At 37.0% G+C, this 16,906-nt stretch carries 15 protein-coding genes; 11 read left to right on the forward strand and 4 right to left on the reverse strand.

What is annotated here, in order from left to right; translation table 11 throughout:
- Positions 1 to 52: 52 nt before the first annotated feature.
- Both HW347_RS11625 and trkA read right to left on the reverse strand, forming a co-directional pair.
- Positions 53 to 1,543, reverse strand: a complete 1,491-nt coding sequence (locus tag HW347_RS11625; protein ID WP_214612002.1) for a TrkH family potassium uptake protein — start codon at positions 1,541 to 1,543, stop codon at positions 53 to 55.
- The gene (gene trkA / locus HW347_RS11630; protein ID WP_214612003.1) at positions 1,543 to 2,892 is read right to left on the reverse strand and encodes a Trk system potassium transporter TrkA; all 1,350 of its coding nucleotides are present in this window, start codon (positions 2,890 to 2,892) and stop codon (positions 1,543 to 1,545) included. Before trkA ends, HW347_RS11625 begins: the two co-directional genes overlap by 1 nt.
- Positions 2,893 to 3,107: 215 nt before the next feature.
- On the opposite strand from trkA, the gene ubiE reads away from it, so the two are divergent.
- Both ubiE and porT read left to right on the forward strand, forming a co-directional pair.
- Complete coding sequence (ubiE, locus tag HW347_RS11635) at positions 3,108 to 3,836, forward strand: bifunctional demethylmenaquinone methyltransferase/2-methoxy-6-polyprenyl-1,4-benzoquinol methylase UbiE (protein ID WP_214612004.1); 729 nt, start codon at positions 3,108 to 3,110, stop codon at positions 3,834 to 3,836.
- Positions 3,837 to 3,916: 80 nt separating this feature from the next.
- Positions 3,917 to 4,636 (forward strand): type IX secretion/gliding motility protein PorT/SprT, encoded by a 720-nt coding sequence (gene porT, locus HW347_RS11640; RefSeq protein WP_214612005.1) that lies wholly within the window; start codon positions 3,917 to 3,919, stop codon positions 4,634 to 4,636.
- A 6-nt stretch (positions 4,637 to 4,642) separates the two neighbouring features.
- Here the strand turns inward: porT and HW347_RS11645 are convergent, their stop codons facing one another.
- Positions 4,643 to 5,365, reverse strand: a complete 723-nt coding sequence (locus HW347_RS11645) for a TrmH family RNA methyltransferase (RefSeq protein WP_214612006.1) — start codon at positions 5,363 to 5,365, stop codon at positions 4,643 to 4,645.
- 184 nt (positions 5,366 to 5,549) lie between these two features.
- On the opposite strand from HW347_RS11645, the gene tamL reads away from it, so the two are divergent.
- The 4 genes from tamL (at position 5,550) to HW347_RS11665 (ending at position 10,830) form a co-directional block, all read left to right on the forward strand.
- On the forward strand, positions 5,550 to 8,162 hold the full coding sequence (gene tamL / locus HW347_RS11650; protein ID WP_214612007.1) for a translocation and assembly module lipoprotein TamL: 2,613 nt from the start codon (positions 5,550 to 5,552) through the stop codon (positions 8,160 to 8,162).
- A 206-nt stretch (positions 8,163 to 8,368) separates the two neighbouring features.
- Positions 8,369 to 9,436, forward strand: coding sequence for a class II fructose-bisphosphate aldolase (gene fbaA / locus HW347_RS11655; RefSeq protein ID WP_214612008.1), 1,068 nt, complete (start codon positions 8,369 to 8,371; stop codon positions 9,434 to 9,436).
- A 36-nt stretch (positions 9,437 to 9,472) separates the two neighbouring features.
- Positions 9,473 to 10,348: an acetyl-CoA carboxylase, carboxyltransferase subunit beta gene (accD, locus tag HW347_RS11660; protein WP_155597803.1), complete on the forward strand. Its 876-nt coding sequence runs from the start codon at positions 9,473 to 9,475 to the stop codon at positions 10,346 to 10,348.
- Positions 10,345 to 10,830: a hypothetical protein gene (locus tag HW347_RS11665; protein WP_214612009.1), complete on the forward strand. Its 486-nt coding sequence runs from the start codon at positions 10,345 to 10,347 to the stop codon at positions 10,828 to 10,830. Before accD ends, HW347_RS11665 begins: the two co-directional genes overlap by 4 nt.
- A 134-nt stretch (positions 10,831 to 10,964) precedes the next feature.
- On the opposite strand, the gene HW347_RS11670 is transcribed toward HW347_RS11665, so the two are convergent.
- Positions 10,965 to 11,885 carry a DUF302 domain-containing protein gene (locus HW347_RS11670; protein WP_225901905.1) on the reverse strand — a complete coding sequence of 307 codons (921 nt, stop codon included), beginning with the start codon at positions 11,883 to 11,885 and terminating at the stop codon, positions 10,965 to 10,967.
- 249 nt (positions 11,886 to 12,134) lie between these two features.
- Here HW347_RS11670 and rpsO point away from each other — a divergent pair, with 249 nt between their 5' ends.
- From rpsO to HW347_RS11695, 5 genes are all read left to right on the forward strand, one after another.
- Positions 12,135 to 12,404, forward strand: coding sequence for a 30S ribosomal protein S15 (gene rpsO, locus HW347_RS11675; RefSeq protein ID WP_194533940.1), 270 nt, complete (start codon positions 12,135 to 12,137; stop codon positions 12,402 to 12,404).
- Between the two features lie 196 nt (positions 12,405 to 12,600).
- Entirely contained in the window at positions 12,601 to 14,829 is a 2,229-nt protein-coding gene (locus HW347_RS11680) for a polyribonucleotide nucleotidyltransferase (RefSeq protein ID WP_214612010.1), read from the forward strand.
- 164 nt (positions 14,830 to 14,993) lie between these two features.
- Positions 14,994 to 15,857 (forward strand): sigma-70 family RNA polymerase sigma factor, encoded by an 864-nt coding sequence (locus HW347_RS11685; protein ID WP_214612011.1) that lies wholly within the window; start codon positions 14,994 to 14,996, stop codon positions 15,855 to 15,857.
- A gap of 234 nt (positions 15,858 to 16,091) precedes the next feature.
- Positions 16,092 to 16,331: a VF530 family protein gene (locus HW347_RS11690; protein ID WP_214612012.1), complete on the forward strand. Its 240-nt coding sequence runs from the start codon at positions 16,092 to 16,094 to the stop codon at positions 16,329 to 16,331.
- A gap of 8 nt (positions 16,332 to 16,339) precedes the next feature.
- On the forward strand, positions 16,340 to 16,792 hold the full coding sequence (locus HW347_RS11695) for a tRNA (cytidine(34)-2'-O)-methyltransferase (RefSeq protein WP_214612013.1): 453 nt from the start codon (positions 16,340 to 16,342) through the stop codon (positions 16,790 to 16,792).
- Positions 16,793 to 16,906 lie beyond the last annotated feature (114 nt).

Raw genomic sequence — 16,906 nt, forward strand, 5'->3', positions numbered from 1 at the left:
AAAAGTCACTCTTGCCCAATATTGAAATATTTGTTCATTAGCGAAACGGAAATTAAGTACGCTTCCAGAAATATGGAGTAAGCAGAATAAGCACGGTAAAGAGCTCCAATCTACCTGCTAGCATAAGAAAGCCACACCACCATTTTGCAGCGTCAGGTAGGCCGTTAAAATTGCTTAGGGGATAAAGTCCACCAAACGCTGGACCTACATTACCCAAAGAAGAAGCTGAACCACCTATTGCGGTTACAAAATCGATACCCATTGCCCCAAGTACCATAGCTCCTATTATAAACAACAGCATATAAAGCACGAAAAAGGCAATGATATTATAGACAATCTGCTCTTTAACAGTTTTGTTGTTATACCGTACGGGAATGATTGCATTTGGATGCAAGGTTCGTTTAAACTCCAACAGTCCGTTTTTAATAATAAGAACATGGCGCATTACTTTAATACCACCTGAAGTAGAACCAGCCGATCCTCCTAAAAACATTAACCCGAAGAAGAAAACGGTCATAAAAGGCGTCCAACTTGTAAAATCCGCAGAAACAAAACCTGTAGTAGTTATTACTGAAATCACCTGAAACAAGGTATGTCTAAAAGCACTTTCCCCGCTACCAAATACCATTGGGTGGTAATCGCTAATAGGAACTTCCGCTTTTAAATAAACTACCAATGCCGCAACAATAGTAAATATCACAACAAAACCAGTGTAGTATCTAAACTCTTCGTCATGAAGTACCCTTTGCACCTTGCCCTTAAAGGCAAAATAACTGAGTACAAAATTGCTTCCTGCAAGAAACATAAACAAGATAATGATATACTGTATTAAAGGTTGGTCGTTCCAGTAAGCCACACTTAAATTCTTGGTTGAAAAACCACCTGTAGATAACGTAGCTAGTGAATGGTTTATAGCATCAAAAAAGCTCATACCCGCTAATTTTAAAAGCACGGTTTCAGCCAAAGTGTACCCCACATATATCAACCAAAGACGTTTGGCCGTATCCGTAATTCTTGGATGAAGTTTATCTGCACTAGGACCAGGAGCTTCGGCTGCGAACAATTGCATACCACCAATACCTAGCAAGGGTAAAATGGCAATGGCCAAAACAATAATACCCATACCTCCTATCCAATGCGTAAGACTACGCCAAAAAAGTATGCCTTCGGGCATAACCTCTATATCATCTAAAATAGATGCTCCTGTGGTAGTGTATCCTGATACGGTTTCAAAAAAAGCGTTGGTAACCGTAGGTATAGATCCTGAAAACAGATAAGGCAACATCCCTGAAAAGGACATTACCAACCAGCCAAAAGTTACAATAATATACCCTTCCCTCCGCTTTACTTCTTTTTTATGACCCCGTGTGTAGAACATAGCAAATGTACCTACGAACATGGTTGTAATTGCCGCAAGAGCAATGCTTAGCGTTGCGCCATCATTATAGATACCACTAACTAAGGTTGCCAATAGCATAAAGCCTCCGTTACAAAGTAACAGCAGCCCCATGATATGAAAGATTATTTTTGAATTTAACTTCATTAAAGAAACAGTCGTTCAATTTTAGGAATGGCTTCTGGCAGACAACAAACCACAACCCGGTCTCCTGCTCTTATTTCAAAGCCCCCTAAGGCAATGATTCCCTCTTCACCACGAATAACCCCACCTATGGTGGCAGCTCTTGGAAATTTCAGTTCACGAATAACGCTACCTGTTACCCTTGAGTTAGGTTTAACTATAAATTCCAGAATCTCTGCATTTAAGTTGTTCAAGCGCATTAATGCAACTACCTCACCTTTACGAATATGTCTAAAGATATTATTCGCTGCAAGTAGTTTTTTATTTATCAACGTATCAATACCTATGGAATGTGATAATTGAAAATAGTCCATATTCTCAACCAAAGCAATGGTTTTCTTAATATGCTTTGATTTCGCTACAAGACACGACATGATGTTCGTCTCAGAGTTTCCTGTAACAGCTATAAAAGCATCCATAGATTCCAGACTTTCCTCTTCCAACAATTCAACATTTCGTCCATCGCCATTAATAACTAATGCGTTTGGAAGATCATCTGCTAAATCAAAGGCTTTTTCCTTATCCTTTTCTATAAGCTTTACGTTAAACTTACTTGCGCAAAGGTCTCTAGCCGCTTTAAAACCGACTTTACTACCCCCTAGAATCATTACATTTCTAATAGATTCTTTCTTTTTTCCGGTAAGTTTATACAACTGCTCTACACCTTCTTTAGTTGTAATAAAGTAAACCTGATCACCATGTTTAAAGACGGTATCACCTCTAGGCACCACCGTATACTGGGTTCCGGTTCGCTGTAAGGCTATTGGCATAAAATTCAACTCAGGAAATACCTTTGCAGCTTCTTTTACCATTTTACCCACAAAAGGAGCAGAAGCAGGTAGAGAAACCCCTACCATAATTAGTTTCCCATCGTCAAACTCGTATGTATCGTTAAAAGCTGACTTATTCAACAGAAGTTGAATTTCCGCCGCAGCCAATTCTTCAGGAGATATCAATTCATCTATACCAAGTGCAGGAAAATTTATTTCCTCTTGGTTCTCAATAAATTCTGTATTTGATATTCTCGCAATAGTTCGTTTACACCCTAACTGTTTGGCCAACATACATAGAGTAATATTGGTCGTTTCCGAAGATGTCACCCCTATAACCAACCTAGAATTTTGCACATCGGCATCTCTAAGTACAGAAATAGAAGTTGCGTCACCACGCAATACTCGTATATCCAAGTGAGTATCGGCATAAGCCAAGCTCTCTTTTCTCGTATCGATGAGCGTAATATCCTGAGATTCGTAAGAAAGCAGTTTAGCTAGGTGAAAACCTACTTCACCAGCGCCTGCAATTATGATTTTCATGTATTTGCAACTTAGTTCGGGTCTGCGGTTTATAAACCCTCTATGAATGTAAAAACCACTTCGTAGTTTATATTTTGCTGCGCAAAATTACGTAATATTTTGGTTGACTATTTAAAATGAAGCTAAAATGCACTTTACCTCTAAAATGCATTCATTACTTTGCTTAAACGTTTACTTAAAACGATATTGTATCTTTGCCCAAAAAATTGCCCACTATGGCTAAAAAGGTTACGCCCTACAAAGATTCTGAGCTTGGCAAGAAGGACCAAGTCACCCAAATGTTCGATAATATATCGGAAAATTACGATGGCCTTAATAGGGTTATTTCTTTTGGTATTGACATTAAATGGCGTAAACGGGTCGTAGCCATTCTAACTGCCCAGCAACCAAAGAATATATTGGATATTGCTACTGGCACAGGCGATTTAGCCATAAATTTAGTAGAAACCGGAGCTAAAAAAATAGTAGGTCTGGATATTTCCCCTGGAATGCTAGAGGTTGGCAAGAAAAAAATAATACATAAAAAGCTAGATGGCACTATTGAAATGATTGTTGGAGATAGTGAAAACCTTCCTTTTGAAGCCAACAGTTTTGATGCTATTACCGTTGCTTTTGGGGTTCGTAATTTTGAAACATTAGAGAAAGGCCTTGACGAAATATATAGAGTTCTTGCCCCTGGCGGTACTTTTGTAGTTCTTGAAACTTCCGTTCCCACAAAAACACCTTTTAAACAAGGATATAATCTTTACATTAAATATATGTTGCCTGCTATTGGGAAACTCTTTTCTAAAGACAAATCTGCCTACACGTATTTAAGCGAATCGGCTTCGGTTTTTCCTCACGGAAATGCCTTCAACAATATTTTACGGAAAATCGGGTTTATAGAGGTAGAGAACAAGCCTCAAACATTTGGGGTTGCATCTATATATGTTGCTACTAAATAATTTCACAGCCGATAAAGCTAATAAGAATAGCGGTTCGACATTTTTGAACAAAAAAAGCGAACGGATAATATTTTTTTTGAATGAAAAGATTTTTTTTGCTTTTGGGAGGTATTTTATTTCTATCCCTACCGGCCAATGCCCAATTTAACCCAAACCCCGTTCTAAATATTGAGAACAAGGATAAAAAATTGCTGAACTACGGTTATTTTTTGGGCTTTAACAGATACGGTTTTAAGTTTGACTATAAGCAGGACAAGGGCAACCAAAATACTGATATCCAGGTTCTGGAATCTACAGGTTTTAATGTAGGTCTTATTGGCGAACTGCGTCTGAATGAATTTCTAGATGTTCGTTTTGAACCAGGACTGTATTATAATGCACGAACTTTAGGTTTCCCAGGCTTCGTCGCCACAGAAGAAGGAGAAAGAGATGCTATTACAGAGGTAAAATCTACTTATATTAATTTTCCGATTTTACTAAAAATAGGAACACGGCGTTATGGCAATTTTAAACCATTCATAGTGGCCGGCCCGTCTGCTTCTCTTAATCTTGGAAGTAACGAAAAGAGTCTTGACGACAATAGTAGTGGTACTTTTAGAATGAATAAATGGTCTTACAATTACGAGCTTGGATTTGGAATAGATTTCTATCTAGAGTATTTCAAATTCACTCCTTCCATTCGTGGAGTATTTGGATTGACGGACGAAATTGTGCGAGACAATGACCCCAATAGTCAATGGACAGGAAACATAGAGTCCATGAAGACCAGAGGGCTTTTTATTAACTTTACTTTTGAGTAAAGCTATTTAGCCTCTTCTAATTTCGTTTAATAAAATAGCAGTGGCGGTAGCCACGTTAAGGCTCTCAGCTGTACTTTTTACAAACTGAGGGATGCTTATTTTTTGAGTCACTAAAGCTTCCACTTCTTCTGAAATACCGTTGGCCTCATTACCCATCACCAAAATTCCTGTTTTAGGTATAGTTGCATCATACACAACATCACCTTCCATAAAAGCGCCAAAAACTGCAACCGGAGCATCCTCTAAAAAGGTCTGTAAATCTGTGTAACCAATATTTACTCTTGAAATTGAACCCATTGTAGCTTGTAGCGTCTTAGGATTGTAACAATCTACCGTATTATAAGAACAAACCAGATGTTCAATTCCAAACCAATCACACAACCTAATAATGGTACCAAGATTTCCTGGATCACGAATATCATCTAACACAACTACCCACCCATCAAAATTTGGCTTTCTGGTATCAGGAATCTCAAACACACCTATAATTTTATTAGGTGCAGTAAGCGCGCTCATCTTTTTGAGCTCGGCTTCAGTAACATGTTCTACAACATCTGTAGTCCCTAAACTTATTTCCGAATCCGAACTGAATATAGCATTCACCTTAAAATCCGAGTTAACTAGCTCCCGAACCACCTTAATACCTTCTGCAACAAAAAGGTTATGAAGATTTCGGTACTTTTTTTGATGTAGACTTTTTATAAGTTTGATTTGATTTTTTGAAACCATAGCAATCTATACTTCTATCAATGATTTTTATTCGTGCAAAAATGCTATTTTACCTGTATCATTCAACTTATACTAGAAAAATAAGCTCTTGGGATTACACAAAATGGCTCATCCCTTTAGAAAAACTTATATTTTCAGCTTCAAATAAAAAAGTTTAAATGAAATCAATGTATTTTTGATCTCTATGGGCAAAACGTTACGCTATATTAATACCGCTGCTAAAATAAGCCTATTATTTGTAGTTCTGGTAATCAACTCGTGTAACACGCTTAAACGGGTTAGCGAAGATGAATTATTGCTTAAAAAAAATACCATCTACGCGGATAGTGCAGAAGTAAAGAGCGAAGACATAGAAAGCCTAATCGTTCAAGAACCTAACACCACAATTTTAGGTTACCCGTTACGCTTAAATCTCTATAACCTGGCAAAAAAGAATCCCGATTCGTCATACAACGCTTGGTTAGACCGCAATGAAAAACGGGAACGAAAACTTATCAACTTCCTTTCTAAAAAACAAGTTGACCGTTTGGGAGAATCATTTCTAGTAAGCGGTCTTAGCGAATGGCTTAAAAAAGTTGGCGAGGCGCCATCTACTCTTGACACCACAAAAACAAAACGCACCTTAGAAAGGCTGAGCGCTTATTACGGCAGTAAAGGCTATTTTAACAACAATACGAGCTATGAAATAGATACTATAGTTGCGAAAAGAAGAGCTTCCGTTTCTTATAAAATAAACCTCGGTGAGCCTTTTATGATTGATTCCGTATCAAGAAAAATAGCATCAAACGCTATAGATTCTATTTACATGCTTCATAAGAGCGAAGCATTTGTTCAAGATGGTGAGCAATTTGACCTTTCTAAATTTGCCAGTGAAAGGGAACGCTTGAGCAATATTTTTAGAAACTCAGGTATTTATAATTTTCAAGAGAGCTCTATTTCTTACGACATCGCTACGGATACCACCAAACTTGCCAATGATCAAAAAATGAACATTGAGCTGAATATAGATAATTTTAAAAGACGAGGAGATAGTGCAGTAACCAGTTCTGAATATAAGGTGTACAAGTTTGACAAAATTAATATTTACACAGATTTTCTCTACGATGAAAACGATAGCGAGCAGAAATTTATTCGCTATGGAGACTACACCATCTATTACAGAAATAAACTACGGTTTAAACCTAAGACTTTGGCCAATGCCGTGTTTTATGAAAAAGACAGCATTTATAAAGATATAGATCGTACGCGTACTTACAGGCAGATAACAAACTTAGGGGTTTTTAAATATCCTACAATTACATCAACTCCTAATGATAGTTCTGCCACCTTGGATGCCAATATCTATTTAGCCGCAAGGCCAAAATATTCTTTAGGTACATCATTCGAAGTTACGCGCTCCAACATTCAACAATTTGGATTAGCCCTAAGCCCTTCATTGCAAGCAAGAAATCTGTTTGGTGGAGCTGAAAATTTAAATCTATCCGGTAGACTAAGCATTGGCTCATCTAACGACCCTAGTATCATAGATAGCCGATTTTTTAATATTCAAGAATTTGGTGCGGACCTTACCTTAGATATCCCTAGAATCTGGCTACCTTTTATTAATACCTCTAAAATTATACCTAGCTATACCCTACCAAGAACCCGTATTTCTATTGGTACAAGTTTCCAAAAAAATATAGGTTTGGACAAGCAGGCTTTCAATACCGTTTTGGGTTATAACTGGGTTCCTTCAGATTTTATAAAACATGATGTTGAATTACTGAACATTCAGTTTGTTAGAAATGTTAACCCCGATCGGTTTTTTAATGTTTATGGAAACTCATTCAGTCAGTTAGATGATGTTGCGGATAATTTTGACAGCTATAATGATACAGTATTATATCCTGAGCTAACAAGTTATTTTGAAACTACTGAAGACTCAGAGGACCCTAGTCTTCGTATTCCAACAGGAACTACCGATTTTACGCAAGCAATACTCGATAGAACGGTACCAAGCACTACTGACGAATACCAAACCGTAAGCCGTATTGAAGAGAGAAGGCAACGTCTAACTGAAGACAATCTTATATTCGCAAGTAACTACACATTCAATCTAAACAATCGTAAAGGTATTACTGATAACACTTTTTTTCAGTTTAGATTCAAAGTAGAAAGTGCTGGTAATGCCTTATCCCTGCTTTCAAAAGTAATTCCCTTTAACACAAATACGGATGAAGACAAATTAGTCTTTAGCGTTCCTTTTAGTCAATACATAAAAACAGAATTTGACTATGTAAAATACTGGGCTACATCAAGAACTAACGTTTTGGCATTTAGAAGCTTTTTTGGTATTGCCATTCCTTATGGAAACTCAGACAACATTCCGTTTGTACGCAGTTACTTTGCAGGTGGTGCAAATGACATTAGGGCTTGGTCTCCTTACTCACTTGGACCAGGACGTACAGATGCTATTAATGACTTTAACGAAGCAAACCTAAAAATAAGCCTTAACCTAGAATATCGTTTCCCTGTTATAGGAAACCTTAAAGGTGCTCTTTTTGCCGATGCTGGAAACATTTGGAATGTTTTTGATAACGTAGAAGACCCTGAGGCTACCTTTACAAGTCTTAAATCACTTGAGGATATTGCTTTAGGTACTGGTTTTGGACTCCGATACGATTTTACCTATTTTGTACTACGTGCAGATTTAGGTTTTAAAACTTATAATCCTGCTGAAGAAATTTCAAAAAGATGGTTCAGAGACTATAATTTTGCTAATTCCGTGTTACAAATTGGTATTAACTACCCTTTCTAATGCAAGGGTAAGTGACTTCTTCCCTATAAAGGGCCATAAACCCAAACGCTCATAAATTTTTTATAGAATAAGCCTCCAAAACACCCTTTTTATAACAATATTGAGCCACAAACTTGATAAACTTATAAAAACCAATCTTTTTAGACCTATTTATTTTATTACATTTGTCCTATTGATTTTACACATATAATTTAGACAAGAACATTATGGCTCACAGTATAAAACCAGGTGTCGCAACAGGTGACGAAGTACAAGCAATCTTTAACTATGCTAAAGAAAAGGGGTTCGCTCTTCCAGCAGTAAACGTTATTGGTTCTGACACAATTAATGGTGTCCTAGAAACAGCAGCAAGTTTAAATGCTCCTGTAATCATTCAATTTTCTAATGGCGGTGCTCAGTTTAACGCTGGTAAAGGTCTATCTAACGATGGTCAAAAAGCAGCTGTTCTTGGTGCTGTAGCCGGTGCAAAACATGTACACCAATTAGCAGAAGCTTATGGTGCTACGGTTATTCTTCATACAGATCATTGTGCTAAAAAATTATTGCCTTGGATAGACGGACTGTTAGATGCTAGTGAAAAGCATTTCGCCGAGACTGGAAAACCTCTTTACAGCTCACATATGATCGATCTTTCGGAAGAGCCTCTTGAGGAAAACATCGAGATCTGTAAAGGTTACTTGGAGCGCATGAGCAAAATGAACATGACATTAGAGATCGAACTTGGTATTACAGGTGGTGAAGAAGATGGCGTTGACAACTCTGATGTAGATGATTCTAAATTATACACACAACCAGAAGAAGTAGCTTACGCTTATGAAGAACTTTCTAAAGTAAGCCCAAGATTTACAATTGCAGCTGCTTTTGGTAATGTTCACGGTGTATATAAGCCAGGTAACGTTAAGTTGACTCCAAAAATCTTAAAAAACTCCCAAGAATATATTTCTAAAAAATACAATGTAGAGCACAATCATATTGATTTTGTTTTTCACGGAGGTTCAGGTTCTACAGTTGAAGAAATCAGAGAAGGTATTAGCTACGGAGTTATCAAAATGAACATTGACACTGATTTACAGTACGCATTTTTAGCTGGTGTTCGTGACTATGTACAAGACAACAAAGACTACCTTCAAGCTCAAATTGGTAACCCAAAAGGTGCTGATGAGCCTAACAAGAAGTTCTACGACCCAAGAGTTTGGTTACGTGCAGGAGAAAATACTTTTGTAGAGCGTTTGAAGAAAGCTTTCGAAGATTTAAACAATGTTAATACCTTATAATAGGTACTAAACATCCCTAAAACTAATATGGAAGATATGACGGCTTGGTTTAGAAGAAAAGAAAAGGGAATACAAACGGCTACCGAAGAGAAAAAAGACACCCCAAAAGGGTTGTGGTACAAATCTCCAACGGGAAAAATTGTTGAATCAGAAGTACTTGCAAAAAACTATTACGTAAGCCCAGAAGATGATTATCATGTTCGTGTAGGCAGTAAAGAGTATTTTGAAATACTTTTTGACAACAATAAATTCAGGGAACTGGATGCCAAGTTAACCTCAAAAGATCCTTTAAAGTTCGAGGATACCAAAAAATATTCTGACCGCTTAAAGGCCGCCCAAAAGAAAACAGGACTCAATGATGCTGTAAGAACCGGTTTTGGAAAGTCTTTGGATAAAGATGTGGTTATAGCATGTATGGATTTTAATTTCATTGGTGGATCAATGGGTAGCGTTGTAGGAGAAAAAATTGCACGCGCCATAGATTATGCCATAAAGAGAAAAGTTCCGTTTGTAATGATTTCAAAATCTGGTGGCGCTCGTATGATGGAAGCTGCCCTGTCTCTGATGCAATTGGCCAAAACATCGGCTAAATTGGCTCAATTGGCAGAAGCTAAACTTCCTTACATATCACTTTGTACAGATCCTACTACAGGAGGTACGACGGCTTCTTATGCAATGCTAGGGGATATTAACATATCAGAACCTGGTGCATTAATAGGTTTTGCGGGTCCAAGAGTTGTAAAAGAGGCTACAGGAAAAGAACTTCCTGATGGTTTCCAAACGGCAGAATTCGTAATGGAACATGGTTTTCTAGATTTCATCTCACACAGAAGAGACTTAAAAAAGAAAATCAACCTTTATATTGATTTAATTCAGAACATTCCAGTAAGGACTGAAAAGGCTTCGGCATGAAACCGTTAGTTATTACACTAATTTCGTTTTGGTTTTTATGTTGTTCAACTGATAAAGAAAAAATGCTTGCCGCAGAATCTGACGCGGCAAGCTTTTTATCTGATACGGCTGGAGTAATTGGAGTTACCATTTCAGGAAAAGAGAATTCATATACCTTTGACACCACTGTTCAAAGCCCAGATACAGGCTGCGACCAATATGCAGATTGGTGGGAGGTAGTTGATTTAAAAGGTAATCTCATTTACCGAAGAATACTTACCCATAGCCACGTAGACGAACAACCCTTCTCCCGTTCGGGAACAAGCATTCCTTTAGAAAAAAATACCCAAGTATACATTCGCATACATATTAATTCCTTAGGTTACGCCTCTGAGGTTCAAAAAGGTTCGGTAGAAAATGGTTTTATGAAAACTGAATTAGACGTAGAATTTGCCAAAGAGTTAGAAAAAGTTGAACCACTTCCTTCAGGATGTGCTTTTTAAAATCGAATTGCAAAAGAAAAACTTCTTACGAACAATATAATTTTCACAAGAAGTAACCTCTACATATATTTCATCAAAAAAAAAGCCTCGCTATTTCTAGCGAAGCTTAATTGATTTTTTAAATAGGTTTTTATCTACTCCTCTGAAGCATTATCAGCAAGACCCTGCAAGGCTGCTAAAACAATCTCCAACGTTGCATCACTATTTATAACACCATGCCGTGATACAAATAATTCAGGATTATTAAAAGCTATTTTAACCTCTCCGTCAGTATTTTCATACACCAATATCTTCTGTGGTAAATCAAGAGCTGAAGTTTGGCTCTTTTGCATCAACATTGTACCCAAATTTGGATTACCAAAAATAATCACTTTAGTAGGTAGCAATTCTAACCCAACATTAGCGGCATTTGCTTGATGATCTAACTCAGCTACAATTGTGAGATTTTCGTTGCCATCAATTACACTTCTTATATCGGCGTAAGTGGCATCAAATGTTTGATCGCTTAAAACGGTAGTTACATTATAATCAGCAATTACGTCACTAGTCTGCTCAGTTATATCTGCCATGGATGCATTTTCACTTAAATTTTTTAATGCAGTTGCAATTGTTGTCAAAGTAGCTACGTCACCAAGCGTATGGCGGTTAGCTAAATAGACTGTAGAATTATATCCTACAAAAACCTCCTCATTATCATTTTGATAAACCAAAATACGTTGTGGCAAATCTAAACCAGCTTGTTGATTTACCTGCATCAACGGTGTACCTAAATTAGGATTACCAAAGAAAATTATTTTAGTTGGATTCAACTCCAAACCAACAGAAGCTGCATTAGCCATATGATCTACTTCGGCAACAATTTTAATATTTTCATTAGCTTCTAAACTTGCTTTCAATACGGCATAGGTATCATCAAAAGATTCCGTGCTTTTGACGTAATTCATACCTACCACAATTGGATTAGTATCTATCGTTTCTGGCTCCTTTGTTTCATCATCGTCACAAGCAACAAAAGTAAATGTCAAAAAAAGTACTGCTAAAAATTTCAAATTCATAATTCCTTAATTTAGGGCAATCTTAAATTAGTGTTCTCTGTTCTCTTTTTAAGATTGTAGTTAATACTTATTAGATATACGCATGGTACCATTAATCAGTTTTTTATATAGTCCCCAATTTTGTTAATCGTTAAAAACGGTTAGTGTATTTTATTTCCCAAATCATTTGTTTTTAGCGCATTAATTGTATCTTTGCCGCTTGATTGGAAATCAATCATATACATAAAAATCATTTAAAATAATATTGGAATGTATTTAACGAAAGAAGTAAAAGCCGAAATCTTTACGAAATACGGCGGAAAAGCAGAGAACACAGGTTCTACTGAAGGTCAGATTGCATTGTTTACACACCGTATCAATCATTTGACTGGTCACTTGAAGAAAAATCACAAAGACTTTAATACTGAGCGTTCTTTAGTAAAGTTGGTAGGTAAAAGAAGAAGCCTACTTGATTATATGATAAAGAATGATATTGTTAAATATCGTGAGCTTATTGTAGAGTTAGGTATTAGAAAGTAATATTCATAGGGGCTGAAAATTTTCAGCCCCTATTTTATATAAAGCCCTTATTGTTTTAAGGCAAAACTAAAAGCTGCACACAGTTTTTCATTGGTCAAGTGCTATCAGCACACACACAACAACACAACCTTCTGGCCTCAACAACCAGACGACCATTGTTTAACAGTCCGCCCGTTAGCGGATACAAATCAATTTTATGATTCCAAAAGTATTTAGAGAGGTCATAGACCTAGGTGATGGTAGAGAGATTTCTATCGAAACCGGAAAATTGGCAAAACAGGCTCATGGTTCTGTTGTTGTACAATCAGGAAAATGTATGCTATTGTGTACAGTAGTTTCCAACTACGAACAAAAAAATCTTGGTTTTCTACCATTAACAGTAGATTACAGAGAAAAATTTGCTGCGGCAGGACGTTACCCAGGTGGTTTCTTCAAAAGAGAAGCAAGACCAAGTGATGGTGAAGTATTGACTATGCGTTTAGTGGATCGTGTATTACGTCCTCTTTTCCCAAAAGATTATCAAGCAGAAACACAAGTTATGATTCAGTTAATGTCTCATGATGATGATGTTATGCCTGAAGCTATGGCTGGTTTAGCGGCGAGTGCTGCTATTCAATTATCTGATTTCCCTTTTGAATGTGCTATCTCCGAAGCTAGAGTTGGTCGTGTTAATGGCGAATTTGTAATTAACCCTACACGTGCTCAATTAGCTGAATCTGATCTTGAAATGATGATTGGAGCTTCAGCTGATTCTGTAATGATGGTTGAAGGTGAAATGGATGAGATTTCCGAAGAGGAAATGGCTGACGCTATCAAGTTTGCTCACGAAGCTATTAAAGTACAAATTGCTGCGCAATTGCGTTTAGCAGAAGCTTTTGGCAAAAAAGAAGTTCGTGAATATGAAACTGCGGAAGTTAACGAAGATTTAGAAAAAAGAATCCACGATTTAGCTTACGATAAATGTTATGCTATTGCTAAGAAGGGAACTTCTAAAGCAGAACGTAGTAATGCATTTGCTGAAGTAAAAGAAGAAGTTAAGGCTTCTTTTACAGAGGAAGAGATGGAAGAATTTGGACATCTTGTTGGCGGATACTACAGACAAGCAGAAAAAGCAGCTGTTAGAGATTTAACCTTGAACGAAGGTTTACGTTTAGACGGTAGAAAAACTGACGAAATTAGACCAATTTGGTGTGAGGTTGATTATTTACCATCAACACACGGTTCTGCAATCTTTACTCGTGGAGAAACTCAAGCATTAGCTACAGTTACTTTAGGAACTTCTAGAGATGCTAACAAAATAGATATGCCATCTTATGAAGGCGAAGAGAACTTCTATTTACATTATAACTTCCCTCCTTTTTGTACAGGTGAAGCTAGACCAATTCGTGGAACATCTCGTAGAGAAGTTGGTCATGGTAACTTGGCGCAACGTGCACTAAAAGGAATGATTCCTGCGGATTGTCCTTATACTGTTCGTGTTGTATCTGAAGTACTAGAATCTAACGGTTCTTCTTCTATGGCAACAGTTTGTGCTGGTACAATGGCTATGATGGATGCTGGTGTGCAAATGAAAAAGCCAGTTTCTGGTATTGCAATGGGATTAATTTCTGATGCAAAATCTGGAAAATATGCTGTATTATCCGATATTTTAGGTGATGAAGATCACTTAGGAGATATGGATTTTAAAGTTACTGGTACTGCAGATGGCATTACGGCTTGCCAAATGGATATTAAAGTAAAAGGATTGTCTTACGAAATTCTTGTGAATGCTTTAAAACAAGCTCGTGAAGGTCGTTTACATATCTTAAGTAAACTTACTGATACGATTGCTACACCAAATGCTGAAGTTAAAGAACACGCACCTACAATGGTTACGCGTAGAGTTCCTAATGAATTTATTGGTGCTTTAATTGGACCAGGTGGTAAAGTGATTCAAGAGATGCAAAAGGAAACTGAGACTACTATCGTTATTAACGAAGACCCAGTTACTGAAGAAGGTATCGTAGAAATTTTAGGTGTAGGTAGTAAAGGTATTGATGCTGTTATGGCAAAAATAGATTCTATTCTATTCAAACCTGAAGTAGGAAGTGCTTACGAAGTTAAAGTCATTAAAATGTTAGATTTTGGTGCTGTTGTAGAATACCAAGATGCTCCTGGCAACGAAGTATTGTTACACGTATCAGAATTAGCATGGGAAAGAACTGAAAATGTTACCGATGTTGTAAACATGGGCGATGTTTTTGATGTGAAGTATTTAGGTACTGATCCTAGAACTCGTAAAGAAAAAGTTTCTAGAAAAGCTTTATTACCTAAACCAGAAGGTTTTGTAGAAAGACCACCACGTAATGATAAAGATCGTGGCCGTGGTAGAGATGACAGACGAGGCGGCAGCAGAGATAGCCGTGATCGTAAACCTAGAGACTAAGACCTCTAAATTTTAACACATATTTTAAGCCTCAACTTGTTAAGTTGAGGCTTTTTTGTGCGACTCATCTAAAAAGTGAAGTTTTTTACGTCCGTTTGTAACATTTCTGGCTTTTTTGCGTATAAGTATATGCAGTCTATGCAAACTGAACCTAATTTATTTACATGAGACAGCTTAAAATTACAAAACAGGTCACCAACAGGGAGACCGCATCTTTGGACAAGTACTTGCAAGAAATAGGCAAAGTAGACTTGATTACAGCAGATGAAGAAGTAGAATTGGCACAACGTATCAAGGCAGGCGATCAACTCGCTCTTGAAAAACTCACAAAGGCCAATCTTCGATTCGTTGTATCAGTTGCCAAGCAGTACCAAAACCAGGGACTTACTTTACCCGATTTAATTAACGAGGGTAACCTTGGCCTTATTAAGGCCGCACAACGTTTTGACGAAACAAGAGGATTTAAGTTTATTTCTTATGCTGTTTGGTGGATTCGTCAATCTATTTTGCAAGCTTTGGCAGAACAATCTCGTATTGTACGTTTGCCATTGAACAAAATTGGTTCAATCAACAAAATAAATAAAACCTTTGCTTTTCTTGAGCAGGCGCACGAACGTATGCCTTCCCCTGAAGAAATTGCAAAAGAGTTAGATATGACTGTTGAGGACGTAAAGCAATCGCTTAAGAACTCAGGCCGTCATGTATCTATGGATGCTCCTTTGATTGCTGGTGAAGATTCTAACCTTTATGATGTACTTCGTAGTGGTGAGTCTCCAAACCCGGACAAAGAATTATTGCACGAATCTTTACGTACAGAAATTGAGCGCGCTTTAGAAACTTTGACTCCTAGAGAAGCAGATGTTATTCGTCTATACTTTGGTCTTGCCGGACAACATTCAATGACTCTTGAAGAAATTGGTGAAACTTTTGAACTTACTAGAGAGAGAGTTCGCCAGATTAAGGAAAAAGCTATTAGAAGATTGAAACATACTTCTAGAAGTAAGATTCTTAAAACCTATTTAGGTTAAAAAATCTAAAAAGTTACACGTTAAATATTCCTTAAATTGGAAATTTGGCATATATATTGTAATTTTAAAAGCAACAACAGTTTATCATGACTGTTCGTTTTTTGATTGATGAATAAACTCCGGCTGATTACCGGAGTTTTTTCATTTAAAATATTTTAGAAGTCAACATAAAGAATTTATTTTTAAACAAATCATCACTTTCAAAAAACGTGGTTTTAAACCCTAAAACATCTTATGGCATCTGACAACGAAATACCCGAAGGTCAACCTAACAACCCGCTACATGGGGTGAAATTAGTTGACATTCTAGAAAAACTAACGGAAAAATACACTTGGGAAGAATTGGCAGACCGCATAAACATCAATTGCTTTAAAAGCAATCCTACGGTAAAGTCTTCGCTAAAATTTTTAAGACGTACGCCATGGGCAAGAACCAAAGTAGAACAGCTATATTTAAGATCTTTTCATAAATAGATAATTGTATGCCCTTTAACATTGTACTTGTGGAGCCAGAAATACCCAACAACACAGGAAATATTGGCAGATTGGCACTTGCGTCAGGCTCTATGCTTCATTTAATAAAGCCATTTGGTTTTGAATTAGATGACAAACGCGTAAAGCGGGCCGGTCTTGATTATTGGCAACACCTTGATTTGCGTATTTATGATAGTCTAGACGACTTTTTGTCGCAACATGGCAGCAAGAATTTAGTATTCTTTTCCAGCCATGGCACAAAGAACCATTGGTCCATACCTTTTGAAGACGGTCAATTTCTTGTTTTCGGTAAAGAATCGGTTGGATTGCCTTCCTCCCTACTCTCCTCTTACAAAAATGACTTATATAAAATTCCATTGTATAGTGAACACGTGCGCAGTTTAAACTTGGCTAACGCCGTTGGCATTGCAGTTTATGAAGGCCTAAAACACATACAATAAAAAAGGACTGCTCGCTGGGATACTGGTACATAATTCACCACTTGGAAAAGTGTTAAAACCTAAGCCCTTTATAAAAAAACACTTAAATTGAGTGGTAAATCGCTCATTTTCAAA

The sequence above is a fragment of the Zobellia barbeyronii genome (assembly GCF_018603515.1).
Classification (GTDB): domain Bacteria; phylum Bacteroidota; class Bacteroidia; order Flavobacteriales; family Flavobacteriaceae; genus Zobellia; species Zobellia barbeyronii.